Raw genomic sequence first — 19,383 nt, 5'->3', positions numbered from 1 at the left:
AAATTTATTGTTCACACGTCTTTTTCTTTGTCAGATATTTACTTGCCTCTTTGATGGTTAATGAACTTAAAGCTGTATGATGTTGTTTGATAAAAGATTCTACCCATCTAGGATTGGTTTTGGAATATTGTCGCAGTGCCCATCCTATCGCTTTATTGATAAAAAATTCATTCGATCCTAAACAGTTTAAAAGAATCGCCTCTAAAAGCTGAGTATCGGTTTTCTCTTTATATAACAGTTGATGATCGATCGCAGCTCTTTTTATCCAAGGTTCATCGGATCTTGACCATAAAATCATCTCTTGCTTGATTCTTGTATCTCTAAGACCGATTTTTCCAATGACTTGATCTAAGGCATCTGTTGTATCCCACCAGTTCCCTTTTTTAATATAAGCTTTGATTCGATCTAGCTCTTCAAAAGGAATATAAAAAGCTAACGCTACCAAATAATCACAGACAAAATATTGAAATTCTCGGTGTTCATCTTCAAAGCACTGATTCAACAATGCCCAATCTACTATCTTCTTTGTCTTTTCCTCTTTCAAAAAATCTTTATACAATGCTTTTCGTTTTGGTGAAGGGATACCATAAAACAAAAACTGATTCTTCATATAAGCAGCCATCTTTTTTGCCTTTAAAGGATCCGCATAAGATTCCATCTGTTTTTTTGAGTATCGTGTAATAAGTTGTCATACCAAATCTTTCTACATTACACTGTAATGAAAGATATTATAGATATTGATGCAGATGATGACGATCATCAAACCAATGAACAGTTTATCAACAGTAGAATCCACAATCTTCTTATTGATCTTTCGTCCAAAGATTCCCCCTAAAATACCACAGAGAATCATACCCACAAGCAAGGTCAAATCGATGGAGGCGACGCCACTGATCAGATTGCTGATCAAGCTGGCACCCTGCGAAAACAAAATAATATATAACGAATTTTGCGCAGCTTCCTTGGTCTTCATCGTAAAGAAGAAATATAGAACAACCAGATTGATCGGTCCTCCACCTATTCCAAGGAAGGAAGAAAAACAACCTAATAATAAACCAATACCAATACATGCCAGAAGATTGGTGACTTTATACGTCTTGATCTTGTCTTTTTGAATTGTATAGATCAATGTGCCTAATGTAATCAGAAGCAATACAAAAGCCTGAACAGCCCCGGCTGTATTGGGTGATGCGAACAAGGAAGCTACCATACTAAAGAGTTCTTTTCCAATCAATCCTCCAATCGCAGCACCAATGGCCAAGGGTGTTCCGGTCTTCATATTAACAGAAGAATCCTTTGCCACAAAGCTTTTACAAACCGAATAGGTTGTCATCGAAAGAACGGTACATCCGGAAAGAAAATTGATGACCGATACATCCAATACTCCAAAGGCATCCATGACCGGTTTAATGATAATACCACCACCAATACCACATATAGCACCAATGATCGAGGCAAAAAAACTAATCAGAAAAAATAATATATACATGAATCTCTCTCCTTTTTAAGAGTTTTGACATCTTCTATCTTCTATCTTCTATTATTCTACACTATTCCCTTTTAAAAATTTTAGAACATCTTGTCAATTTCTTTAGAAGGATTGTTCTTCCATATTTTCTAAAACTGATTTTGTTTTATAATGAAAGTAAGAAATGTGAGGTAAAAATCCTATGAAAACTTTTATTGCGGTGGATCTGGGCGGAACCAATATTCGTGCCGCTTTGGTATCCGAAGATGGCCAGATCTTAGATGTGAAAAAAGATAAGACAGAAGCCCAGTTAGGCAAAGAGCACATCATGGAAAAAATGGAGAGCTTGATTGCTTCATTGGACGGCTACAAAGATGCGCTTGGTATCGGATTAGGAATTCCCGGTCCAACCGATACTGTTAACGGAAAGATCATCATTTCCAATAATTTACCGGATCTGGTTGGCTATCCAATTGCTGATCATATTCGAAATCATTTTAACAAGCCTACCTTTATGGCAAATGATGTAAAGGTGGCCGGTCTTGCCGAAGCTTTATTAGGCGAAGGAAAAGGAAAGAAAAATTTATATTATTTAACCATTTCAACCGGTGTTGCCGGAGCCATGATCCTGGATGGAAAAGTCTTATCCGGCTTCCATGGACACGGTGGTGAAATCGGTAACGCGATCATCGATCCTTCCAGAGAGCCAATCAATGGATTAAATCCAGGAGCTGCCGAGTCCTGGGTATCCGGTCCGGCCATTGTACGCGAGGCAAATAAAGCCTGCCATAAAGAATTTGCACATGCCGGAGAAGTCTTTGAAGCAGCCAAGAGCGATGAAAATGCCAAAGCTGTCGTAGAACGATTCAAAGAAGATTTAGCCATTTTACTGGCAAATGTATGCTTTGTATGCGATCCGGAACGTATCCTGATTCAAGGTGGTGTTATGAAATCCGGTTCTGATTTTTTGGAAGATGTACAGGAAAGAATGCGCAAGTATTTATTCCCAGGTATGCGTGAAACAACACTGGCCAATGCCACTATGGAAGAAAGTGGTCTTGTCGGTGCGGCAATGCTTGCCAAATCACAAATGGAAGACTAAAGCGTTCGTAAAGAGCGCTTTTTTCAAACATGTATATCCTACTGTTTTTATATTGTATATAAGCTATGTAAATGATAAACTTTTTGAAGAAAGAAGGAATATCATGTCAAAAAATCAACCACTACAAGTTATGATGGATGCGATCGACTTTGATCAAAGAAACATTCAAACACCATCAAAATGTATTTCATTCGATACGATTATCAATACAGAGATCATATGCCATATCTATCAAAACCAAGATAAGAAAATGGTTTCACTGCAATCATACTTACCTGTCAAAGCTGCTAAGCTGCAAATTGGATTAAAGCTGATTGATAAAGATCATTCAGAATATGTTTTTTATCCATCCCACGAACTGGTCTATCCCTTTACAAAAGAGTATGATCAAATTCTACACCTGTGTCATATTCTACAGGATAAAATACGCAACAAATCCTAAAAAGTACCTTCTCCATACATTTTCATTAAGTTTCATTAAAAATTTGCCTTTGCAAACATTCTTTGCATGACAAAAGCCCATCTCTGCTTTACTATGAAATTAGAAAAGAGGTGGCAATCATGACATATATACAGTCGAACTTAAAGTTCTTGCGAAATAAAATGAACATTTCTCAAGAAGAATTGGCTAAACGATTATTTGTAACCCATCAAACCGTTTCCAATCATGAAAATGGAAAATCACAGCCTAATTTTGAAATGATAGAAAAGTATGCTTCCTTTTTCAATGTTCCCTTTGAAGATCTGATTCACAAGGATCTTTCCCTGAAACAAAAACCGACTCGCATTCTATTTGACAGTATCATCTTTGATACCAAAGACAAAGTATTTATCATACTTGATGGTTCTAAAGGGACTTATTCCTATAAAAATATTAAAAAATGTGAAATTCTGAATGAGAAAGCACGTTTTCGTGGAAAAGAACCCCCTTTTACACATCAAGTTGTTACCGGTGTCGATTGGATGATTGCGGCCAATTTTATGGAACAACCTTTTTATGTAGGGCTTAGAATTACCATGAAGGATGATACACAGCTGGTTGTCTATATTTCAAAAAATCCGACACGAACACAAACCGATCAACACATCAAAGCCTTTCAGGAAGCAGAAAAGATCAAACATTTAATCGATCGTATCATCAATAAATATCAGTTGGAATCCGGACCGGTCACGGTAAATAAAAAAGAAAATACCTTTACGATCCATTCCGGCGACTGCGGTGTCTATCCATTGAATGAACTGGTCAAATGCAGCGTGGTTTTTGAGAAGGCAAGAGATGCCAAACATAATAAACCATTTGCCAGACAAATGTTGATCAGTCCGATGACACAAGGCTTTGCGGGCATTTATTCCCTTCATATTGGATTACAGTTTACTTTCAAAGATGGAAACAAAAAATATGCGTATGTATCGCAAAATGCTGTACAGCCCTATTCAGATGAATATCGAAAAATTCACCTACAGGCACAACAAATGCGTAAAGGAATTGTCAAACTGATTTCTCATTAGATATCCGAAAGGATATCTTTTTTAAGATATATTGCGCATTGAAAGTATTTGCACAATATCTTATAATAAAAGAAAAGAAATTGAGGTTATTTATGCCAAATTTAACATATGAAATCAGTGAAACAACATTAGATAAGATCAAAATGAATTTATTGTACATCTCCCAAGGTGTTTATGGAAATGACTGGCACAGCAGTATGCATACTCACCATTGTACCGAATTGTTCTATGTCACAAGAGGTACAGGTCTGTTTCAAACCGAAGGAGGAACGACAACGCTGCATGAGGACGATTTGATGATCGTCAATCCCAATGTCAGTCATACAGAGATTGGAATCAAAGGGGAAATCTTTGAATATATCGTATTAGGATTTGAGGGAATGGAATTCTACAATGCGGATTTCAATCAACATATCCAGGTCTTTCAGGCAAACTACCAAGATTATAAACATGAAATCTTATTTTATCTAAAAACACTTCTTTTAGAAGCCAAGAATAAAGATCAACACTATAAGGAACTTTGTCAAAATCTTTTGGAAATTCTCATGATCAATATCATTCGCCGATCAAACATTCAATTAACGGTTTCTCCAAGCCAAAAAGTTAATAAAGAGTGTATCTTTGTCGAAAACTACATCAATGATCACTACAAAGAAAACATCACGCTGGATCAATTGGCAGAATTAGCTTATGTCAATAAATATTATCTGGCGCATACCTTTAAGAAACAAAAAGGGATTTCTCCCATCAACTATCTTTTAGAGAAACGAATTGAAGAGGCAAAATACTTGTTGAAGACCACCAATCTTTCTGTCAATGAAATCGGTCGAATCGTCGGTTTCTCCTCACAATCATATTTTGCACAGAGCTTTAAACGAGCTTTAGGCAAAACGCCGTTAGAGTTTCGTAAAAGTAAATCTGAAACAGAATAAGGCTTTCCTCATGGAAAGCCTTACTTTTGTATATCGTGTAAAATCTTTTCAATCTTATTTCCCTGTTCCAGACTTGTATCCTGTACAAAGATCAAATCCGGCATTTTACGAATCTTAATCTTTTTCGCAAGATTTGAACGTATAAAACCTTTGCTCTGATTTAAGACACGTAAACCGGCATCGTTGCGATCTTGTTTGCCTAAAAAAGATACATAGACCTTGGCAAGACTTAGATCTTTTGTACATTGTACATCGGTGACTGTCACAAAACCAAGCTTTGGATTCTTTAATTCAAACTGCAGGATGTTTGAGATTTCCCGCATGAGAATATGATCCATACGATCTGCTTTTAAACCAGCCATTATTCCTGCACTTCCTGATCTTCATACGTTTCAATGATATCATCGACTTTAATATCATTGTAGTTTTCAATGGTCATACCACATTCAAAGCCGTTATTGACCTCTTTGACATCATTTTCAAAACGACGTAAGGAACCAAGCTTACCTTCATAAATCACGATGCCATCGCGAATTAAACGAACCTTGCAGTCACGTTTGACACAACCATCCGTCACCATACACCCGGCAATCGTTCCAACCTTGGAAACCTTATAGATTTGACGAACTTCAGCCTGACCGATGATAACTTCTTCATATACCGGTGCAAGAAGACCTTTCATGGCACCTTCTAATTCTTCCAGTGCTTTATAAATGATGTTATGAAGACGAATCTCTACGCCCTCTTCTTCTGCTTTTTTACGAATGGCAGCACTTGGTCGAATATTAAATCCATAGATTATCGCATTGGATGCACTTGCTAACATGATATCGGATTCCGAAATCGTTCCTACTGTCGAACGAATCACATTGACACGAACCGTATCTACATCCAGCTTTTCCATGCTGGCCTTTAACGCTTCGGCAGATCCCTGTACATCCGCTTTGATTAGAACGTTGATTTCCTGAATATCGCCTTCTTCGACCTTTTTAGCTAAATCTTCCAAAGACATGGCACTGGTCTGATTACGTTCTTTTTCAATTTGTTTTTCCAAACGATGGGATGCGATTTCCTGTGCTTTCTTGTAGTTTGGATACGTCATAAAGACATCTCCGGCACGCGGTACATCGTTGAGTCCAATAATTTCCACCGGACAGCTTGGTTCGGCACTCTTGATTTCCATACCACGATCATTAGTCATCTTACGAACACGTCCGTAAGAGCTTCCGACAACAATGCTGTCACCAGTATGCAAGGTACCTCTTTGTACCAACAAAGTCGCAACCGGTCCACGTCCTTTATCCAACTTGGCTTCGATAACCGTACCACTGGCAAGAGCATCCGGATTTGCTTTTAATTCCTGCATTTCGGCAACCAGTAACATCGTTTCCAATAAATCGGAAACTCCTTCGCCGGTCTTGGCAGATATTTTGGCAAAGATCGTATCGCCACCCCATTCTTCCGGCATGATACCTAAATCAGACATTTCCGACATGATACGATCTGGATTGGCGCCCGGTTTATCCATTTTATTCACTGCTACAACGATTGGAACACCGGCGGCTTTGGCATGATCTACCGCTTCCTTTGTCTGTGGCATGACACCATCGTCTGCCGCAACGACAATAATTACGATATCCGTAACCTGTGCCCCTCTGGCACGCATAGACGTAAATGCTTCATGTCCCGGCGTATCTAAGAAAGTTACCTTTTTTCCTTTCACTTTAACCTGGTAAGCACCAATATGCTGTGTGATACCACCAAATTCTTCGCCGGTAACATGGGTTTTACGAATCGTATCCAACAATGTTGTCTTTCCATGATCGACATGTCCCATGATCGTGATCACTGGTGGTCTAGGCTGTAATTTTGATTCATCTTCTTCAATGTTATCGATTTGTTCTTCAATATCATCTTCATCGATCACCACTTCTTTATGCGCCTCGCAGTTGAACTCCATACAGATCAGTTCAATATCTTCATCGCTTAATACCGTATTGATCGTAGACATATTTCCCATCATAAAGAGAAATTTTATAATATCCGAACTGTTTCGTTTCAACAGTGTGGCTAAACCACCAACTGTCAATGGTTCCTGATATGTAATCTCTTTAGGGTATTCAACTTTCTTTACCGGCTGCTGGCGATTGTTGTTTCTCTGATTTCGGTTTCGATTCGGTTTTTTCTTCTGTTTGTTGTAAGCCATTTGACATCACCATTCCCTTTCTATCATTCCATATTTGTTTGGCTAAAGAAGCATCCAATATGGAAAATGCTACAAAAGATCGTTTCGTGATCTGATCAAATTCATCAGGATCCACACCAAAATAAGGTATTTGATACGTATGACATTTGTCCTGTATCTTTTTTTTGGAGTTGTTTCCAATCAAATTGGAATATACAACAAGACAAGCCTGTTTCTTTTGAATGCTTAGAAGCAGCTTGCTTCCATAAACGACTTTTCCGGCTCTAAAAGCAATCTGACAATACGAGACCCATTTACTCGTCTTCACAGAGTTCTTCCAACTGATCATAGATTGCTGTTGGAATTTCCATTTCCAAAGCTCGATCTAATGCTTTGTTCTTACGAGCCAGAGCAATCGTTTTCTTATTTAAAGAAACGTAAGCTCCATGTCCGTTCTTTTTCCCTGTCAGATCGACCTCAATTGCTTTTTCCGGTGTACGTACCACACGAATCAGTTCTTTTTTAGGAAACCGTTCCTGTGTCACTACACATTTTCGCATCGGTATCTTACGCATACAAACTCCTAGTCGTCATAGTATTCGTCGAATTCTTCATAATCGACATCTTCATCCCAGACATTCTCTTCTTCCATCTGCTGGGCCTCGATCTCGGCAAGCTCTTCCTCTGAATAGATCGGTTTCATCTGCTCAAACTGCTGTTTTACCTCACTTAGATCATGCTTATCCGTTGTTTCTTTGACTTCTTCCTGTTTTTTCTTCGATTTGACCGGAGCTGTTTCCTGTTTACTCGAAGCATCCGCAAAGTTTTCAAATTTAGAAGTATATTCCGTGCTCGGTGCAATACTTGCTTTTTCTTTACGTTTTGCCTTGGCGATACGAGCTGCTTCTTCCATTTCATCCAACTCTTTTTTCTCTTGTTCTTTTTCAAACAAGGTCGTTGTATTCTGAAGTGGCATATCTTCTTCTGTATCCAGTAAAACATCATCATCGTATGTAAAGTCAGCTACATCCACATTTTCGATTTCCGTTGGTGTCTGGTTCAATTCTTCAATACGCTGCTGTTGTTTATAAGCACGCTCTTTTGCTTTCTTAGCTTCGTATTCTTCCTGCATAGCTTTGGATATAGCCATGTAGTCAATACCTGCTTCTTCCATTTCCGCATCCGATTTAATATCAATTTTGCGATTTGTCAGTTTTACAGCTAATCGGGCATTTTTACCACGTTTACCGATGGCAAGCGACAACTGACTTTCCGGAACGACAACGATCAAGCCATCCTTTACATTTTCATTTGGAATGACTGCAATAGCTTCACTTGGACTCAAGGCATTCTTGATCAAATCCGCAATGTTATCGGACCATTCAAAGATATCAATTTTTTCTCCATGAAGTTCGTTGATGATCATCTGTACACGAGAGCCACGAGGACCAATGCAGGCACCGATTGGATCAATGTTTTCATTATGTGTATAAACGGCGATTTTACAACGTTCTCCCGGTTCTCTGGCAATCGCTTTGATTTCAATGATACCCTGATAGATTTCCGGTACTTCACGCTCAAACAAACGCCGCACGAATACCGGTGTAGCTCGTGATACCAGGACTTGTGCTCCTTTGGTTTCTTTATTGACTTCAGTGATCACAACCAAAAGATTTTGTCCTTCATAATAAGTTTCCCCTGGAATCTGCTGGCTCTTTTTCATCATGGCCAGTGTCTTACCGATATTAACGATCACAAATTTAGGTTCTACAGTTTCCACCGTTCCCATGACCATCTCATCGACTTTGTCGCAATATTCTTCGTAAACGATTTGTTTTTCGGCTTCACGAATCTTTTGTTTGATGACGTTTTTAGCCAAAACAACGGCAGCACGATCAAATTGTGTATAATCCACTTCTTCATCGATCATATCGCCCAGCTTGGCATCCTTATTCAGTTTCTTCGCTTCTTTCAAGGAAATTTCCAACTCATCGTCTTCAACTTCGTCCACAACGACTCTTTGATGATAAATATGAATGATTCCGTCTTTAATTTCAGTTTTTACATAAGCGTCCGGAATTTCAATATGCTTACGATACGCTTTAGTCAAAGCTTCCTTTAAAGCTTCTTCTACAATTTCCGGTGTCAACTGACGATCACTTTCAATTCCCAATAACGCAGAAGCAATCGTATCCACTTTTTGTTTCATGTCCGTCTCCTTTATACCTTAACAGCTGTTCGAATCAGCGCAATATTTTCTCTTTCAATTTCCATCGTTTTATTTCGTGTCTTATCTTTATACTGAATCACAATGGAATGTTCATTGATTTCTTTTAAGTCTCCTGTCACAGCATCCAATCCCTGTTTAGGATCTTTCAGCTTACAGTGCACATATTCTCCCAAGGCTCGCTGCAGCTGCTCTTCGTTTTTTAGTTCCCTTTCCGCTCCCGGAGAACATACTTCCAACATATACTCGGAAGCAAACCAGTCTTTTTGATCTAATACTTCCCCAATGGCATCACTGCACAAAGCACAAGTATCCAGATCCATGCCTCCCTTTTCTTTTTCTACACTAAAGCGTAATAATGGCGGATCTTGACTCGGTATCCATTCAATGTCATACAACCTGCAGCCAAGCTTTGACAGAACGGGTTCGATCCACTCTTTGAGTTTGTCCATACTTTCTCCTTTTCAAAATGAAGGAGTGGGTTTCCCCACTCCTTGTTTCAATACATGCATAACATAGCACAAAATATGCTTAAACGCAAGCGATTATTTGTTTTCTTCCAGCTCAATATGGCGTAAAATGATCGTTTCGATCAATTCTGCTGCCAATTGTGGATCATCATTACAAACGATGTATTTATACTGATATACCATCTTCATTTCATTGCTGGCTTTGGCAAGTCTTTGTTGCACGATTTCTTCCGGTTCCGTTCTGCGTCCCCGTATCCGTCTTTCCAATTCCTCCATAGAAGGTGGTACAATAAAGATACTGATCGCATCTGGACATTTTTGCTGTACCTGTGTAGCGCCCTGTACTTCAATTTCCAGAAGAACATTCTTCCCTTCATCGCGCAAGCGGTTGACTTCCTTTAATGGCGTTCCATAATAATTACCAACAAATTCGGCATATTCCAACAGTTCACCATTCTCAATGGCCTTTTCAAACTCTTCCCTTGTAGTAAAAAAGTAATCCACACCATCTTGTTCACCTTCTCGCGGCTTTCTTGTCGTCATAGAAGTAGAATACGCCAGATTCAATCGTTCATCTTCCGAAAAGATCTTTCGTATCGTTCCTTTTCCAACACCGCTAGGCCCACTTAATATAATCAATAGCCCACGTTTCATTCCCTTTTCTCCTTTTTTTATTACTAACATTTTACACCGAATGCACACAGTGTCAAAAGAAACTTAAGAATATGTTATAATGGTACAGCTAAAAGGAGGCAACTATGGCATTAGATGGTTTATTGTTGCATGTAATCAACAAACACTTACAGGCACTTTGCCCTTGTAAGTTAAATAAAATCCAAAATATAAGCGATGAAGAGCTTTTATTTGTTCTTCGTACACATACCAAGACCGAAAAGCTTGTCATCAATGTACATTCCAATACCAATCGTATTTACTTAAATGATTATTCCTATCCTTCGCAGATGACTCCCAGCAACTTTGTGATGGTCTTACGCAAAAAGTGTAATCAGGCTATCCTTGAAGATATAAAACAAATTGGATTTGACCGGATTTTAGAGATGTCGATTGTAGCGCGCGATGAACTGGGAGATATAAAAAAATATAAACTCTATGTAGAATTGATGGGAAAATACTCCAATCTTGTTTTTGTTGATCAACAAGGGTTCATCATCGATGCTTTAAAACGCATACCCGTTTACGAAAATTCTAAACGACTGATTCATCCGGGGGCTAAATATACGTTACCGGATCCTGGTCATAAACAAGATCCGCTCCATGTAACACACATTGATAAGGATACCAGTTTAGTCAAACAGATCTATGGCTTTTCTCCCTTATTGTCAAGAGAATTTCTCTATCGTTTAAACAGTGGACAAGCTTATGAAGACATCCTGCAAGAGTTATTACAGTCCACATCACTCTATGTTTATGAAAAAGACTTTCATGCCTTACCGATGCTACACATTGATCAAAAACCAAAGATTTTTTCGTTTATGGAAGGCTTTCATCATCTGTACCAGGAAGAAGAACAAAAAGCTCGTATCAAGGAACAATGTGGAGATGTCTTTCGATGTGTGGAAAAAGAAAAGAATAAAGCCATCAAAAAGCTTCCCAAGCTGCAAAGCACGTTAGCACTTTCACAGGACTATCAAAAATATCAGGAATACGGTGATCTTTTATTTGCCTATATGGATGAAGTACCAAAAGAGCCAGTCATTGAAGTTCCTTCCTTCGAACGAGATGAATGGGTACAGATTCCCATTGATATGCGCTATGATCTCAAACAAAACGCCAATAAGTATTATCAGAAATATCACAAATTAAAACGATCACTGACCATATTAAAAGAACAGATCGAAGCATGTAAGGAAGATATTGCTTATTTTACGCAGTTAGAAGAACAGCTGGCTCATTGTTCTATCCCTGATGCTTTAGAGATTCGCGAGGAACTAGTCAAAAATCGCATCTTGTTTGTAAAAAAGAATCAGAAGAATACCAAACACAAAAACAAGCCGAATTTACTATGTCTTCAAAAAGATGATTTTACGATCTTTGTCGGTAAAAATAATCTGCAGAACCATTACATTACACATCAAATTGCACGTAAAAATGACTTGTGGTTTCATGTTAAAGATTATCACGGATCTCATGTTTTATTGAAAAGCGAACATGTGGATGAAGAACAAATCCGTATGTGTGCCAATCTGGCCGCCTATTATTCCAAAAGTAAAGATTCCAGCAGTGTGCCGGTCAATTACACCACAATTTCGAATTTAAAAAAAGTTCCCGGAGCCAAAACCGGTTTTGTGACCATGAAAACCTATAAAACCATCTATATTGATCCCCAGGAGGCACCGGTGGAACAATGGATACAGGAATACAAAAAAATCTGATCAATTTGACCAGATTTTTTTTATCCTTTGATTTCCACCGTTGATCCATCCGGACCCGGTGTATTTTTTAAGTAATCGATGATTTCCTGTTTTTTATCCGGTTTACAAGGCTTACACAAGAATGTATTCACCTCTTTTGTGACCATGGCTTCAGCCATACCGGAACAACCCGGATAACCACATCCCCCACAGTTATAACCAGGAAGCATGCTTGTCACTTTTTCTACTCGTTCATCCGCTTCCACTTTTAGAAACCGATCGGCAAAGCCTAAACCAAGGCCCAAAAGAGCTCCCAGCACAAGCATCATGACCACCGCAATCAAAATCGTATCCAACATATCCTATTCTCCTTCTGCTTTCTTTATATGATGAGCAGGATTGTGTGAGCAGGAAAAATCATGACAGCCTTCACAATCGGCTTTCAGATCTTCACATCCTTCCGGTAACGGTGTTTTTTTGTTTAATAGATACAAAACGATATACACCAGTACCAGCGCTCCAAAAAACAATGCTGCTAAAAGGTATTTCATTATACGATACCTGCAAGTCCGGAAAATGCCATAGACATGATGGCTGCACAAATCAGGGCAATTCCATTTCCTTTAAAGGCAGCCGGTACATTGCTCAGTTCCAAGCGTTCACGAATGGTTGAAAAGATATACAACACAAGCGCAAAACCAAGCGGCGTACCAACAGAATATACCAGCATATGTGAAAAATCATAAGCATTGGTAATATTGACTAAACATACGTTTAATACAACACAGTTGGTCGTAATCAATGGCAGATAGACACCTAACGACTTATATAAGCTGGGACTGTACTTTTTGATGAACATCTCCGTTAACTGTACCAACGATGCGATGACCAGGATAAAGGTAATCAGTTCCATAAATTCCAAACCGATCGGAACCAAAACCAAATAATATAAAGCGTAAGTAACCAGAGCCGCTACCACAATAACAAAGACAACGGCAACACCCATTCCTAGTGCACTGGACTTTTTCTTCGATACGCCCATAAAAGGACACATACCTAAGAACTGGTTTAAAATGACGTTATTGATCAATACACTGGTTACCAATAAAGTTACTAATTCACTCATATTCTATTTCTCCTTTGCCTTTTCTTTGGCTTCCAAATGCATTTTATAAGCACCTAAAGCTGAAGCCAGACAAGCAAATGTAATAAAGGCACCTACCGGAGAACCAAATAATGAAATGGTAAAATCTTCCGGAAACAGCGTGACATTCAATAACACCTGCGCCGTATTAAACGGATTGGTAATCAAAATTCCACCAGTAGAGAGCACCTCACGAATAAGGGACATAGAAAGTACAGCTAATGTATATCCTAATCCCATACCAATTCCATCGATTGCACTGGCCACAATGCCATTCTTGCTGGCAAAGCTTTCCGCACGACCTAAGATGATACAGTTGACAACGATCAAAGGAATAAATACGCCCAAGCTTTCATTTAAAGCCGGTGCAAATGCCTGAATCAACATTTGTATGATCGTTACTAACGTCGCAATGATCACGATGTAAACCGGAATACGAATCTCATCCGGTGTGATCTTTCGAATCATGGAAATGATCACATTCGACATTGTTAATACGATGATAACTGAAACCCCCATACCGATCGCATTGTTGATGCTGGTCGTAATGGCCAGTGTTGAACAGATACCCAGAAATAAAGAGAAAACCGGATTGTCTTTGATCAAACCATTTTTGAAATTCTTTAACTGATCCATATTCTTCCTCCTATTCTAAGCTTTCTACTACACTGGCAGCCTCATGGATTCCTTCTACGACCGGACCGGAACTTACGGTAGCACCGGAAATCGTATCCAGTTGTCCATCGGCTGGATTTCCTTCTAATGATTTTCTAAATGGTTCATCCAGAACCTGTGTTCCCAAGCCACTGGTATCCCCATTGGAAATGGCGATAAATTTATCGATGTTTAAATTATTTTTATCGATAGAAACTAAGAATGTTGTTCCCTGACTATACCCGGAAACGCTCATATTGAAGATGTAGAAATCTTGATAAGAATAAATCTTATTGATCGTTTTTGATTCAATGGACGAAAGATCGACATCTTTAAAATCTTCAACATTGGCATCCGGATACATTTCCAATAAGGTTTCTCTTTCCTGTTTTGCCTCATTTTCGGCAATAACAGGTTCTGTCAGCTCATTAAAATAAGCTAAGGCACCACCGGCAATGACAGACACGATGGCTAAAAACAAAGTTAAATGAAGAATCTTTTTCATAACGTTTCCTCCATTCTAACCGTTTCCATCATTGCTGTTTTTTCCGTGGCAGCTGTTGTGACCGGTTCTACCGAAGTAGCCGCATAGAAAGATACGGCAAGTCCTAAGATGGCTAGACAGCCTGCCATGATATAAGCTTTTTTCTTAACAACTAACTGAACACCATCTAAGCTGCTTTCAATCATTGGCGTAAACATATTCATCAAAAGAATCGAATATAAACAACCTTCCGGAAGATTGGCCTTTAATCGCAACAAAACTGTGATTACTGCTGCTCCCAGGGCAAAGATCACACGTCCCTGGGCGCTGGTTGGACTTGTGACCGGATCCGTCAACATGAAAACAGCACCAAAGACAATACCACCTGTTACCATATGTAAAAATGGATACCAGATAAAAGCTGGGATGCCATGATAGGAATCAATGCCGCTTAACAGGGCAACAACTGCCGTTAAAATAAAGATTGTTCCTAAATAGACAACCGGAACACGCCAATCGATGATCTTACGCACACAAAACCAGATGCCTATCAATACAATCGCAAGTGTAAATGTTTCTCCCAGTGCGCCATCGTAAAAACCGAGTGCTAAATTGGCGAAGCCGCCATATTGTGATAAAAAGGAATCCAACGCTTCCGCCGAAGCCGGCAACCAGTTAAACGTATTAGCTAAATACGCTGTTGGCGTAGCTCCTGTGGTAATTCCTGTAGCTGCCGCACTTGTAAAAGCGGCAAAAATTACGGCTCTTCCCACACCAGCGGGATTAAAGATATTTTGCCCAAATCCGCCAAACAATAATTTGCCAAATACGATCGCAAAAATTGTGGCAATGATCAAAGCATAAACGGTCATGGTAATCGGCACCATCAATGTCAGGATGATACTTGTCACCCAACCAAATGACTTTTTCATATAAGCGATCGGATTCTCTTTATAAATCTTGGCAAAGATCGATTCACAAATAAACATTGTGACTAAAGAGCTTACCAACAACAAAACTTCATGTAATACATAGCTTGCGCCATACGTTGTACCATTATAGAAACAAGATAAAAGGAAAAGAATCATCAAACCCACTGTCAGCTCCAACATGATCTTTTGTGTGGTCAGGCTTCCTTTTAAACTTGGTGATACGTGAAAATTAAATTTCATAGCTTGACCCCTCTTACTTCTTCTTTTTCAACATAACGGTTCGTTTTGCCTTACGAACATTTTCTGTTACATCGATATGACTCGGGCAAACATAGGTGCAAAGTCCGCACTCAATACATTGTAAAGCCCCTCTTTTTTCCATTTCTTTGGCATCACCGGCATTCACGGCCATGGCAATACGTACCGGTTGTAAGCCGGCCGGACAATGATCGCTGCATCGACCACAGCGTAAGCAGGCAATCGCATCATCCGCTACATTTGGTAAAACCGTAATCGCATTGGTTGCACGATCAATGACAAACTGATCGTTGACGATTGTTCTTCCCATCATGGGACCACCGGCAATCAAACGAACGCTGTCTGTCGTATAACCACCACAGGCTTTGATCACTTCCTGCACCGGTGTACCAACCGGACATTCCACGTTAGTAGGATTTTTAACTCCTTCACCGGAAACTGTTACGATCTTTTTAGTAATCGGCTCCCCTTTTTCAAACGCATAGGCTGCCGCAATGGCAGTTGTCGCATTACTGATGATCGTATGAGCTTCGGAAGGAAGACGATCATATTCTGTATGCAGGATCTCACGTACTAAAACACGTTCCCATCCCATAGGATACACATCCGGCACCGGATAGACTTCCATTCCCTGTTTATCATGCAACGCATCCTGTACGACCTGTATCAAATCGGGGTGTGTTTTCTTGATCGCAATGTATACTTTCGATACATCTGCCATCTTCTTAAAGATTTCACAACCCATCAAAAAATGAGAAACATCTTTCATGATGATCTTATAATCGGCAGTAATATAAGGCTCACATTCCACCGCATTGATAATAATACAATCAATTCCATCCGGTTTTTGATACTTCACATAGGTAGGAAAACCGGCTCCACCCAAGCCGACAATTCCGGCCTGTTTGATTTGCTCAACGCATTCTTCTCGTGTTGCCGTATGATAATCCAAAGGCATAAGTGCCTGTGTCTTTGTTTGCGCTTCATCCAATGCGATAACCATATGATCCATTGGCTTCAACATAGCACTCATACGCTTTTTAATTCCCATATAAGTTCCAGATACACTGGAATACAAAGGCACAAAAAAACCAGACTTTGTTTGCGCCAGTTTTGTACCAATCTGTACCTTGTCGCCTCCACTGACAAAGATTTCAAAGTCTGTATTGGCACCAGCGGCCAAAGGGATATAGACTTCTTTTTCAGGCATCAAAGAAATGATGTCTTTTTTCTCTGTCAAACCTTTACGTCCAGGAATATGATGATGCATTTCTCCCAGAAACAGTGACATATAAAAATCCCTCCTAATTATTCATTCTTTCTTATCATATTCTTTTTATTAAGTAACTTCAAGGTCTTTCCCAAATGCTTATGTCATCTTAATGTAACTAAAGAATTAAAAATACAGTGACACCCCATTTCCTCATTGTATTCATTTCACGTAAGATGTAAAAGAGTTTTTAAATGCATCGTATAATACAAAGCAAATATATCCAATCACCAAAGGTAGAAACACAAAGTTTTGAAAAAATATGAATTGTACTGTATGTTTCCATGATGATCGCTTTTATTCTACATATCCTTATTTTCAACTTTATTATACAAATATAAGAATCATTCGATCGGTCTTACATATATAGTTTCTTGCGTACACAGATAAAGCAGATCCTGGAAGTGTTCTTTTCCTTCGTATTAGACTTTTATTTAGAGATTGACTATAATACAGATTATGAATAAAAAGAGCAATACATTGAAAACCTGGATCCTTATTTCGTGCTGTTTTTTTATTTTAATTTGCAGCATCGTTTACTTTATTCAACATAAAACTGGCAATCGTCCAGATACACATTCCATTGTATTGACCGATGTCGGCTTTGATACCTCGATCACTTTTGAAGCCAACTGTACAAAAGAAGATTTTGATTCTTATGTGGCGATCGTAAAAGAAAGTTTTATACATTACAATCAGCTTTTTGATCAATATAACGCCTATGAGGGGATCAACAATGTCTATGCCTTAAATCATGAAGCTTATGAAAATCCGATAGAAGTCGATCCGGAATTGGTTGATCTGATTTCGTACTCTTTAGCATTCAATGAAAAAGATACGGCCTTCGATATAACACAGGGAAAATTATTAGATGTTTGGCACACATACCGAGAAGAAGGCTTAAAAAAAAATGCACAGCAGAAAAGCGGACGTCTTCCCAGTGAAGAAGAAATTCAAGAAGCAAGAACTCATTCAGGAAATGATAAAATACAAATACAAGACAATACGATTCGTTTTACAGAACCTGAGTTTATGATTGATTTAGGCGGTATTGCCAAAGGCTACGCAACACAAAAAACCGCTGAGAAGTTAGAGGATAAAGGATTACATACCGGTTTTATCAATGCCGGAGGAAATGTTGTTTTAATTGGTCATAAATCGAATGGAACATGGAATATCGGCATTCAAGATCCAAATAAACAATCCTCTTTGCTTCAATTAAAAACCACTGACCCTTTAGCGATTGTGACAAGTGGCGACTACCAAAGAAATTACGAAGTGGATGGTGTACAATATGCACATATCATTGATCCAAAGACTGGCTATCCACCTAGATTTCATCGCAGTGTAACCATTCTTTGTAAGGATTCAACATTAGCCGATGCCTTAAGTACAGCCCTATTTTGTATGTCCTTAGAGGATGGCCAACAATTCATTCAAGAAAACTATCCGGATGTGGGCGTTGTCTGGATTGATTCAAAAAATACAACGCCAATCAAACCAGATCTTTCTACCAGTCAATATGATATTTATATTACTGCAAATTATAAAGATAAAGTCCGTTTAAATTAAAACAAGGGGTCAATCGTGATGCCCCTTTTTATAATGGCTATGTGTTTGGCTTTCATCGCTTTTTTGAGCGTTTTGTTGTTTTGTATGTTGAGTCATATGATATTGAATTGGTTCGTTTTCCCTTGTACACTCCTTCGTATTTTCATAGATTTTTTGACATCAATATCTTCACTATCGACAGTCATGCTCCGTTCTTCCATTTCCAACAGAGATTGTAAGATATCCTCGTAACACTGATGCCATGAATTTTACTCTTCACACCATTATTTTCCCTGTTCATCATACGTCGTCACAGCAACCACTTGATCAAATCAGGTAATCTGTAATTGGATCGATGTGTCGCCCTCCAAGGAAATAGCCGCAACCGGTAGGAAATATAACCAGTAACTAAATCCATTTCTGTTTCTCTATACCCTTGATAATAATACAAGTAAATCACAGTACGATAGTTTCGAGGAAGGGATAAACAGTTTCCAAAATCTCGGGATATGACAAAGGTTCTGTCATAAAAGCGATATTGATGCCGATACGAATGAACCAGTCTTTTTTTCATGTTCTTCGCGTTCAAATGACTTATTGTATTTTAAACACTTCAAAAAGACACTCTGAAAGACATTTTGTGTGTCCGCCTCATTTTTCAAATATAAAAACAAATTCATGTGATCAGATTCGCATATTTATCAATGAACTGGTTCACTTCTCGCTCGCTACGCATTTTATCGTTTCTTATCGATAATTTGAATGTGCTCTATGCTCTGTATGTTTGTGTGTACAAGACTTGTTTTTCAAATGTTCATGGCTTTG

General features: G+C 38.8%; 22 protein-coding genes. 6 read left to right on the top strand and 16 right to left on the bottom strand.

All coding sequences use genetic code 11. From position 1 onward, the window contains the following. Positions 1–4: 4 nt before the first annotated feature. Positions 5–658 carry a DNA alkylation repair protein gene (locus tag G413_RS0100575; protein WP_022789010.1) on the bottom strand — a complete coding sequence of 218 codons (654 nt, stop codon included), beginning with the start codon at positions 656–658 and terminating at the stop codon, positions 5–7. Between the two features lie 45 nt (positions 659–703). Next, positions 704–1,489 carry a sulfite exporter TauE/SafE family protein gene (locus G413_RS0100570; RefSeq protein WP_022789009.1) on the bottom strand — a complete coding sequence of 262 codons (786 nt, stop codon included), beginning with the start codon at positions 1,487–1,489 and terminating at the stop codon, positions 704–706. Positions 1,490–1,670: 181 nt separating this feature from the next. Here G413_RS0100570 and G413_RS0100565 point away from each other — a divergent pair, with 181 nt between their 5' ends. From G413_RS0100565 to G413_RS0100545, 4 genes are all read left to right on the top strand, one after another. Continuing rightward, positions 1,671–2,570: an ROK family protein gene (locus G413_RS0100565; RefSeq protein ID WP_022789008.1), complete on the top strand. Its 900-nt coding sequence runs from the start codon at positions 1,671–1,673 to the stop codon at positions 2,568–2,570. Positions 2,571–2,673: 103 nt separating this feature from the next. Then, complete coding sequence (locus G413_RS0100560; RefSeq protein WP_022789007.1) at positions 2,674–3,012, top strand: hypothetical protein; 339 nt, start codon at positions 2,674–2,676, stop codon at positions 3,010–3,012. 119 nt (positions 3,013–3,131) lie between these two features. After that, positions 3,132–4,079, top strand: coding sequence for a helix-turn-helix domain-containing protein (locus tag G413_RS11635; protein WP_051130135.1), 948 nt, complete (start codon positions 3,132–3,134; stop codon positions 4,077–4,079). A gap of 92 nt (positions 4,080–4,171) precedes the next feature. Continuing rightward, positions 4,172–5,011: an AraC family transcriptional regulator gene (locus G413_RS0100545; protein ID WP_022789006.1), complete on the top strand. Its 840-nt coding sequence runs from the start codon at positions 4,172–4,174 to the stop codon at positions 5,009–5,011. A gap of 20 nt (positions 5,012–5,031) precedes the next feature. Here the strand turns inward: G413_RS0100545 and rbfA are convergent, their stop codons facing one another. The 7 genes from rbfA to gmk all read right to left on the bottom strand — a co-directional run bounded on the left by rbfA (position 5,032) and on the right by gmk (position 10,547). After that, positions 5,032–5,373: a 30S ribosome-binding factor RbfA gene (gene rbfA / locus G413_RS0100540; RefSeq protein ID WP_022789005.1), complete on the bottom strand. Its 342-nt coding sequence runs from the start codon at positions 5,371–5,373 to the stop codon at positions 5,032–5,034. Beyond that, entirely contained in the window at positions 5,373–7,217 is a 1,845-nt protein-coding gene (gene infB / locus G413_RS0100535; RefSeq protein WP_022789004.1) for a translation initiation factor IF-2, read from the bottom strand. Before infB ends, rbfA begins: the two co-directional genes overlap by 1 nt. Further along, complete coding sequence (locus G413_RS11630) at positions 7,132–7,524, bottom strand: ribosomal L7Ae/L30e/S12e/Gadd45 family protein (RefSeq protein WP_022789003.1); 393 nt, start codon at positions 7,522–7,524, stop codon at positions 7,132–7,134. The genes infB and G413_RS11630 overlap by 86 nt, the downstream gene beginning before the upstream one ends. Beyond that, positions 7,511–7,771 (bottom strand): RNase P modulator RnpM, encoded by a 261-nt coding sequence (rnpM, locus tag G413_RS0100525; protein ID WP_022789002.1) that lies wholly within the window; start codon positions 7,769–7,771, stop codon positions 7,511–7,513. Before rnpM ends, G413_RS11630 begins: the two co-directional genes overlap by 14 nt. Positions 7,772–7,779: 8 nt before the next feature. Then, positions 7,780–9,405, bottom strand: a complete 1,626-nt coding sequence (gene nusA, locus G413_RS0100520; protein WP_022789001.1) for a transcription termination factor NusA — start codon at positions 9,403–9,405, stop codon at positions 7,780–7,782. An 11-nt stretch (positions 9,406–9,416) separates the two neighbouring features. Then, the gene (locus tag G413_RS0100515; RefSeq protein ID WP_022789000.1) at positions 9,417–9,875 is read right to left on the bottom strand and encodes a ribosome maturation factor RimP; all 459 of its coding nucleotides are present in this window, start codon (positions 9,873–9,875) and stop codon (positions 9,417–9,419) included. A 93-nt stretch (positions 9,876–9,968) separates the two neighbouring features. Then, positions 9,969–10,547: a guanylate kinase gene (gene gmk / locus G413_RS0100510; protein WP_022788999.1), complete on the bottom strand. Its 579-nt coding sequence runs from the start codon at positions 10,545–10,547 to the stop codon at positions 9,969–9,971. 104 nt (positions 10,548–10,651) lie between these two features. Here gmk and G413_RS0100505 point away from each other — a divergent pair, with 104 nt between their 5' ends. Further along, positions 10,652–12,286, top strand: coding sequence for an Rqc2 family fibronectin-binding protein (locus tag G413_RS0100505; protein WP_022788998.1), 1,635 nt, complete (start codon positions 10,652–10,654; stop codon positions 12,284–12,286). 20 nt (positions 12,287–12,306) lie between these two features. Here the strand turns inward: G413_RS0100505 and G413_RS0100500 are convergent, their stop codons facing one another. The 7 genes from G413_RS0100500 to G413_RS0100470 are packed head-to-tail and all read right to left on the bottom strand — an operon-like array spanning position 12,307 to position 17,028. After that, a complete protein-coding gene (locus tag G413_RS0100500) occupies positions 12,307–12,624 on the bottom strand; it encodes a (Fe-S)-binding protein (protein WP_022788997.1) in 318 nt (105 codons plus the stop codon). Between the two features lie 3 nt (positions 12,625–12,627). After that, positions 12,628–12,816: a hypothetical protein gene (locus G413_RS0100495; RefSeq protein WP_022788996.1), complete on the bottom strand. Its 189-nt coding sequence runs from the start codon at positions 12,814–12,816 to the stop codon at positions 12,628–12,630. Beyond that, the gene (locus tag G413_RS0100490; RefSeq protein ID WP_022788995.1) at positions 12,816–13,391 is read right to left on the bottom strand and encodes an electron transport complex protein RnfA; all 576 of its coding nucleotides are present in this window, start codon (positions 13,389–13,391) and stop codon (positions 12,816–12,818) included. Before G413_RS0100490 ends, G413_RS0100495 begins: the two co-directional genes overlap by 1 nt. Before the next feature lie 3 nt (positions 13,392–13,394). Continuing rightward, positions 13,395–14,045 carry an electron transport complex subunit RsxE gene (gene rsxE / locus G413_RS0100485; protein WP_022788994.1) on the bottom strand — a complete coding sequence of 217 codons (651 nt, stop codon included), beginning with the start codon at positions 14,043–14,045 and terminating at the stop codon, positions 13,395–13,397. Positions 14,046–14,055: 10 nt separating this feature from the next. Beyond that, positions 14,056–14,568: an RnfABCDGE type electron transport complex subunit G gene (locus G413_RS0100480; protein WP_022788993.1), complete on the bottom strand. Its 513-nt coding sequence runs from the start codon at positions 14,566–14,568 to the stop codon at positions 14,056–14,058. Beyond that, on the bottom strand, positions 14,565–15,719 hold the full coding sequence (locus tag G413_RS0100475) for an RnfABCDGE type electron transport complex subunit D (protein WP_022788992.1): 1,155 nt from the start codon (positions 15,717–15,719) through the stop codon (positions 14,565–14,567). The genes G413_RS0100480 and G413_RS0100475 overlap by 4 nt, the downstream gene beginning before the upstream one ends. Positions 15,720–15,732: 13 nt before the next feature. Beyond that, positions 15,733–17,028: an RnfABCDGE type electron transport complex subunit C gene (locus G413_RS0100470; protein WP_022788991.1), complete on the bottom strand. Its 1,296-nt coding sequence runs from the start codon at positions 17,026–17,028 to the stop codon at positions 15,733–15,735. A 438-nt stretch (positions 17,029–17,466) separates the two neighbouring features. On the opposite strand from G413_RS0100470, the gene G413_RS0100465 reads away from it, so the two are divergent. Next, entirely contained in the window at positions 17,467–18,579 is a 1,113-nt protein-coding gene (locus G413_RS0100465; RefSeq protein ID WP_022788990.1) for an FAD:protein FMN transferase, read from the top strand. The last annotated feature ends 804 nt before the right edge of the window (positions 18,580–19,383 follow it).

The organism is Faecalicoccus pleomorphus DSM 20574 (assembly GCF_000420345.1).
In the GTDB taxonomy this organism is placed as follows: Bacteria; Bacillota_I; Bacilli_A; order Erysipelotrichales; family Erysipelotrichaceae; genus Faecalicoccus; species Faecalicoccus pleomorphus.
The sequence above is the reverse complement of the archived record's forward strand: the minus strand, read 5'-3'. Positions and strand labels throughout refer to the sequence as shown.

Bases quoted from the DNA above. Each gene is read 5' to 3' on its own strand.
- G413_RS0100560 (WP_022789007.1), top strand. From the start codon at position 2,674: ATGTCAAAAAATCAACCACTACAAGTTATGATGGATGCGATCGACTTT.
- rnpM (WP_022789002.1), bottom strand. From the start codon at position 7,771: ATGCGTAAGATACCGATGCGAAAATGTGTAGTGACACAGGAACGGTTT.
- gmk (WP_022788999.1), bottom strand. From the start codon at position 10,547: ATGAAACGTGGGCTATTGATTATATTAAGTGGGCCTAGCGGTGTTGGA.
- rbfA (WP_022789005.1), bottom strand. From the start codon at position 5,373: ATGGCTGGTTTAAAAGCAGATCGTATGGATCATATTCTCATGCGGGAA.
- G413_RS0100470 (WP_022788991.1), bottom strand. From the start codon at position 17,028: ATGTCACTGTTTCTGGGAGAAATGCATCATCATATTCCTGGACGTAAA.
- G413_RS0100475 (WP_022788992.1), bottom strand. From the start codon at position 15,719: ATGAAATTTAATTTTCACGTATCACCAAGTTTAAAAGGAAGCCTGACC.
- rsxE (WP_022788994.1), bottom strand. From the start codon at position 14,045: ATGGATCAGTTAAAGAATTTCAAAAATGGTTTGATCAAAGACAATCCG.
- G413_RS0100490 (WP_022788995.1), bottom strand. From the start codon at position 13,391: ATGAGTGAATTAGTAACTTTATTGGTAACCAGTGTATTGATCAATAAC.
- infB (WP_022789004.1), bottom strand. From the start codon at position 7,217: ATGGCTTACAACAAACAGAAGAAAAAACCGAATCGAAACCGAAATCAG.
- G413_RS0100500 (WP_022788997.1), bottom strand. From the start codon at position 12,624: ATGTTGGATACGATTTTGATTGCGGTGGTCATGATGCTTGTGCTGGGA.
- G413_RS0100480 (WP_022788993.1), bottom strand. From the start codon at position 14,568: ATGAAAAAGATTCTTCATTTAACTTTGTTTTTAGCCATCGTGTCTGTC.
- G413_RS0100575 (WP_022789010.1), bottom strand. From the start codon at position 658: ATGGAATCTTATGCGGATCCTTTAAAGGCAAAAAAGATGGCTGCTTAT.
- G413_RS11635 (WP_051130135.1), top strand. From the start codon at position 3,132: ATGACATATATACAGTCGAACTTAAAGTTCTTGCGAAATAAAATGAAC.
- G413_RS0100570 (WP_022789009.1), bottom strand. From the start codon at position 1,489: ATGTATATATTATTTTTTCTGATTAGTTTTTTTGCCTCGATCATTGGT.
- G413_RS0100545 (WP_022789006.1), top strand. From the start codon at position 4,172: ATGCCAAATTTAACATATGAAATCAGTGAAACAACATTAGATAAGATC.
- G413_RS0100515 (WP_022789000.1), bottom strand. From the start codon at position 9,875: ATGGACAAACTCAAAGAGTGGATCGAACCCGTTCTGTCAAAGCTTGGC.
- G413_RS0100465 (WP_022788990.1), top strand. From the start codon at position 17,467: ATGAATAAAAAGAGCAATACATTGAAAACCTGGATCCTTATTTCGTGC.
- G413_RS0100505 (WP_022788998.1), top strand. From the start codon at position 10,652: ATGGCATTAGATGGTTTATTGTTGCATGTAATCAACAAACACTTACAG.
- nusA (WP_022789001.1), bottom strand. From the start codon at position 9,405: ATGAAACAAAAAGTGGATACGATTGCTTCTGCGTTATTGGGAATTGAA.
- G413_RS0100565 (WP_022789008.1), top strand. From the start codon at position 1,671: ATGAAAACTTTTATTGCGGTGGATCTGGGCGGAACCAATATTCGTGCC.
- G413_RS0100495 (WP_022788996.1), bottom strand. From the start codon at position 12,816: ATGAAATACCTTTTAGCAGCATTGTTTTTTGGAGCGCTGGTACTGGTG.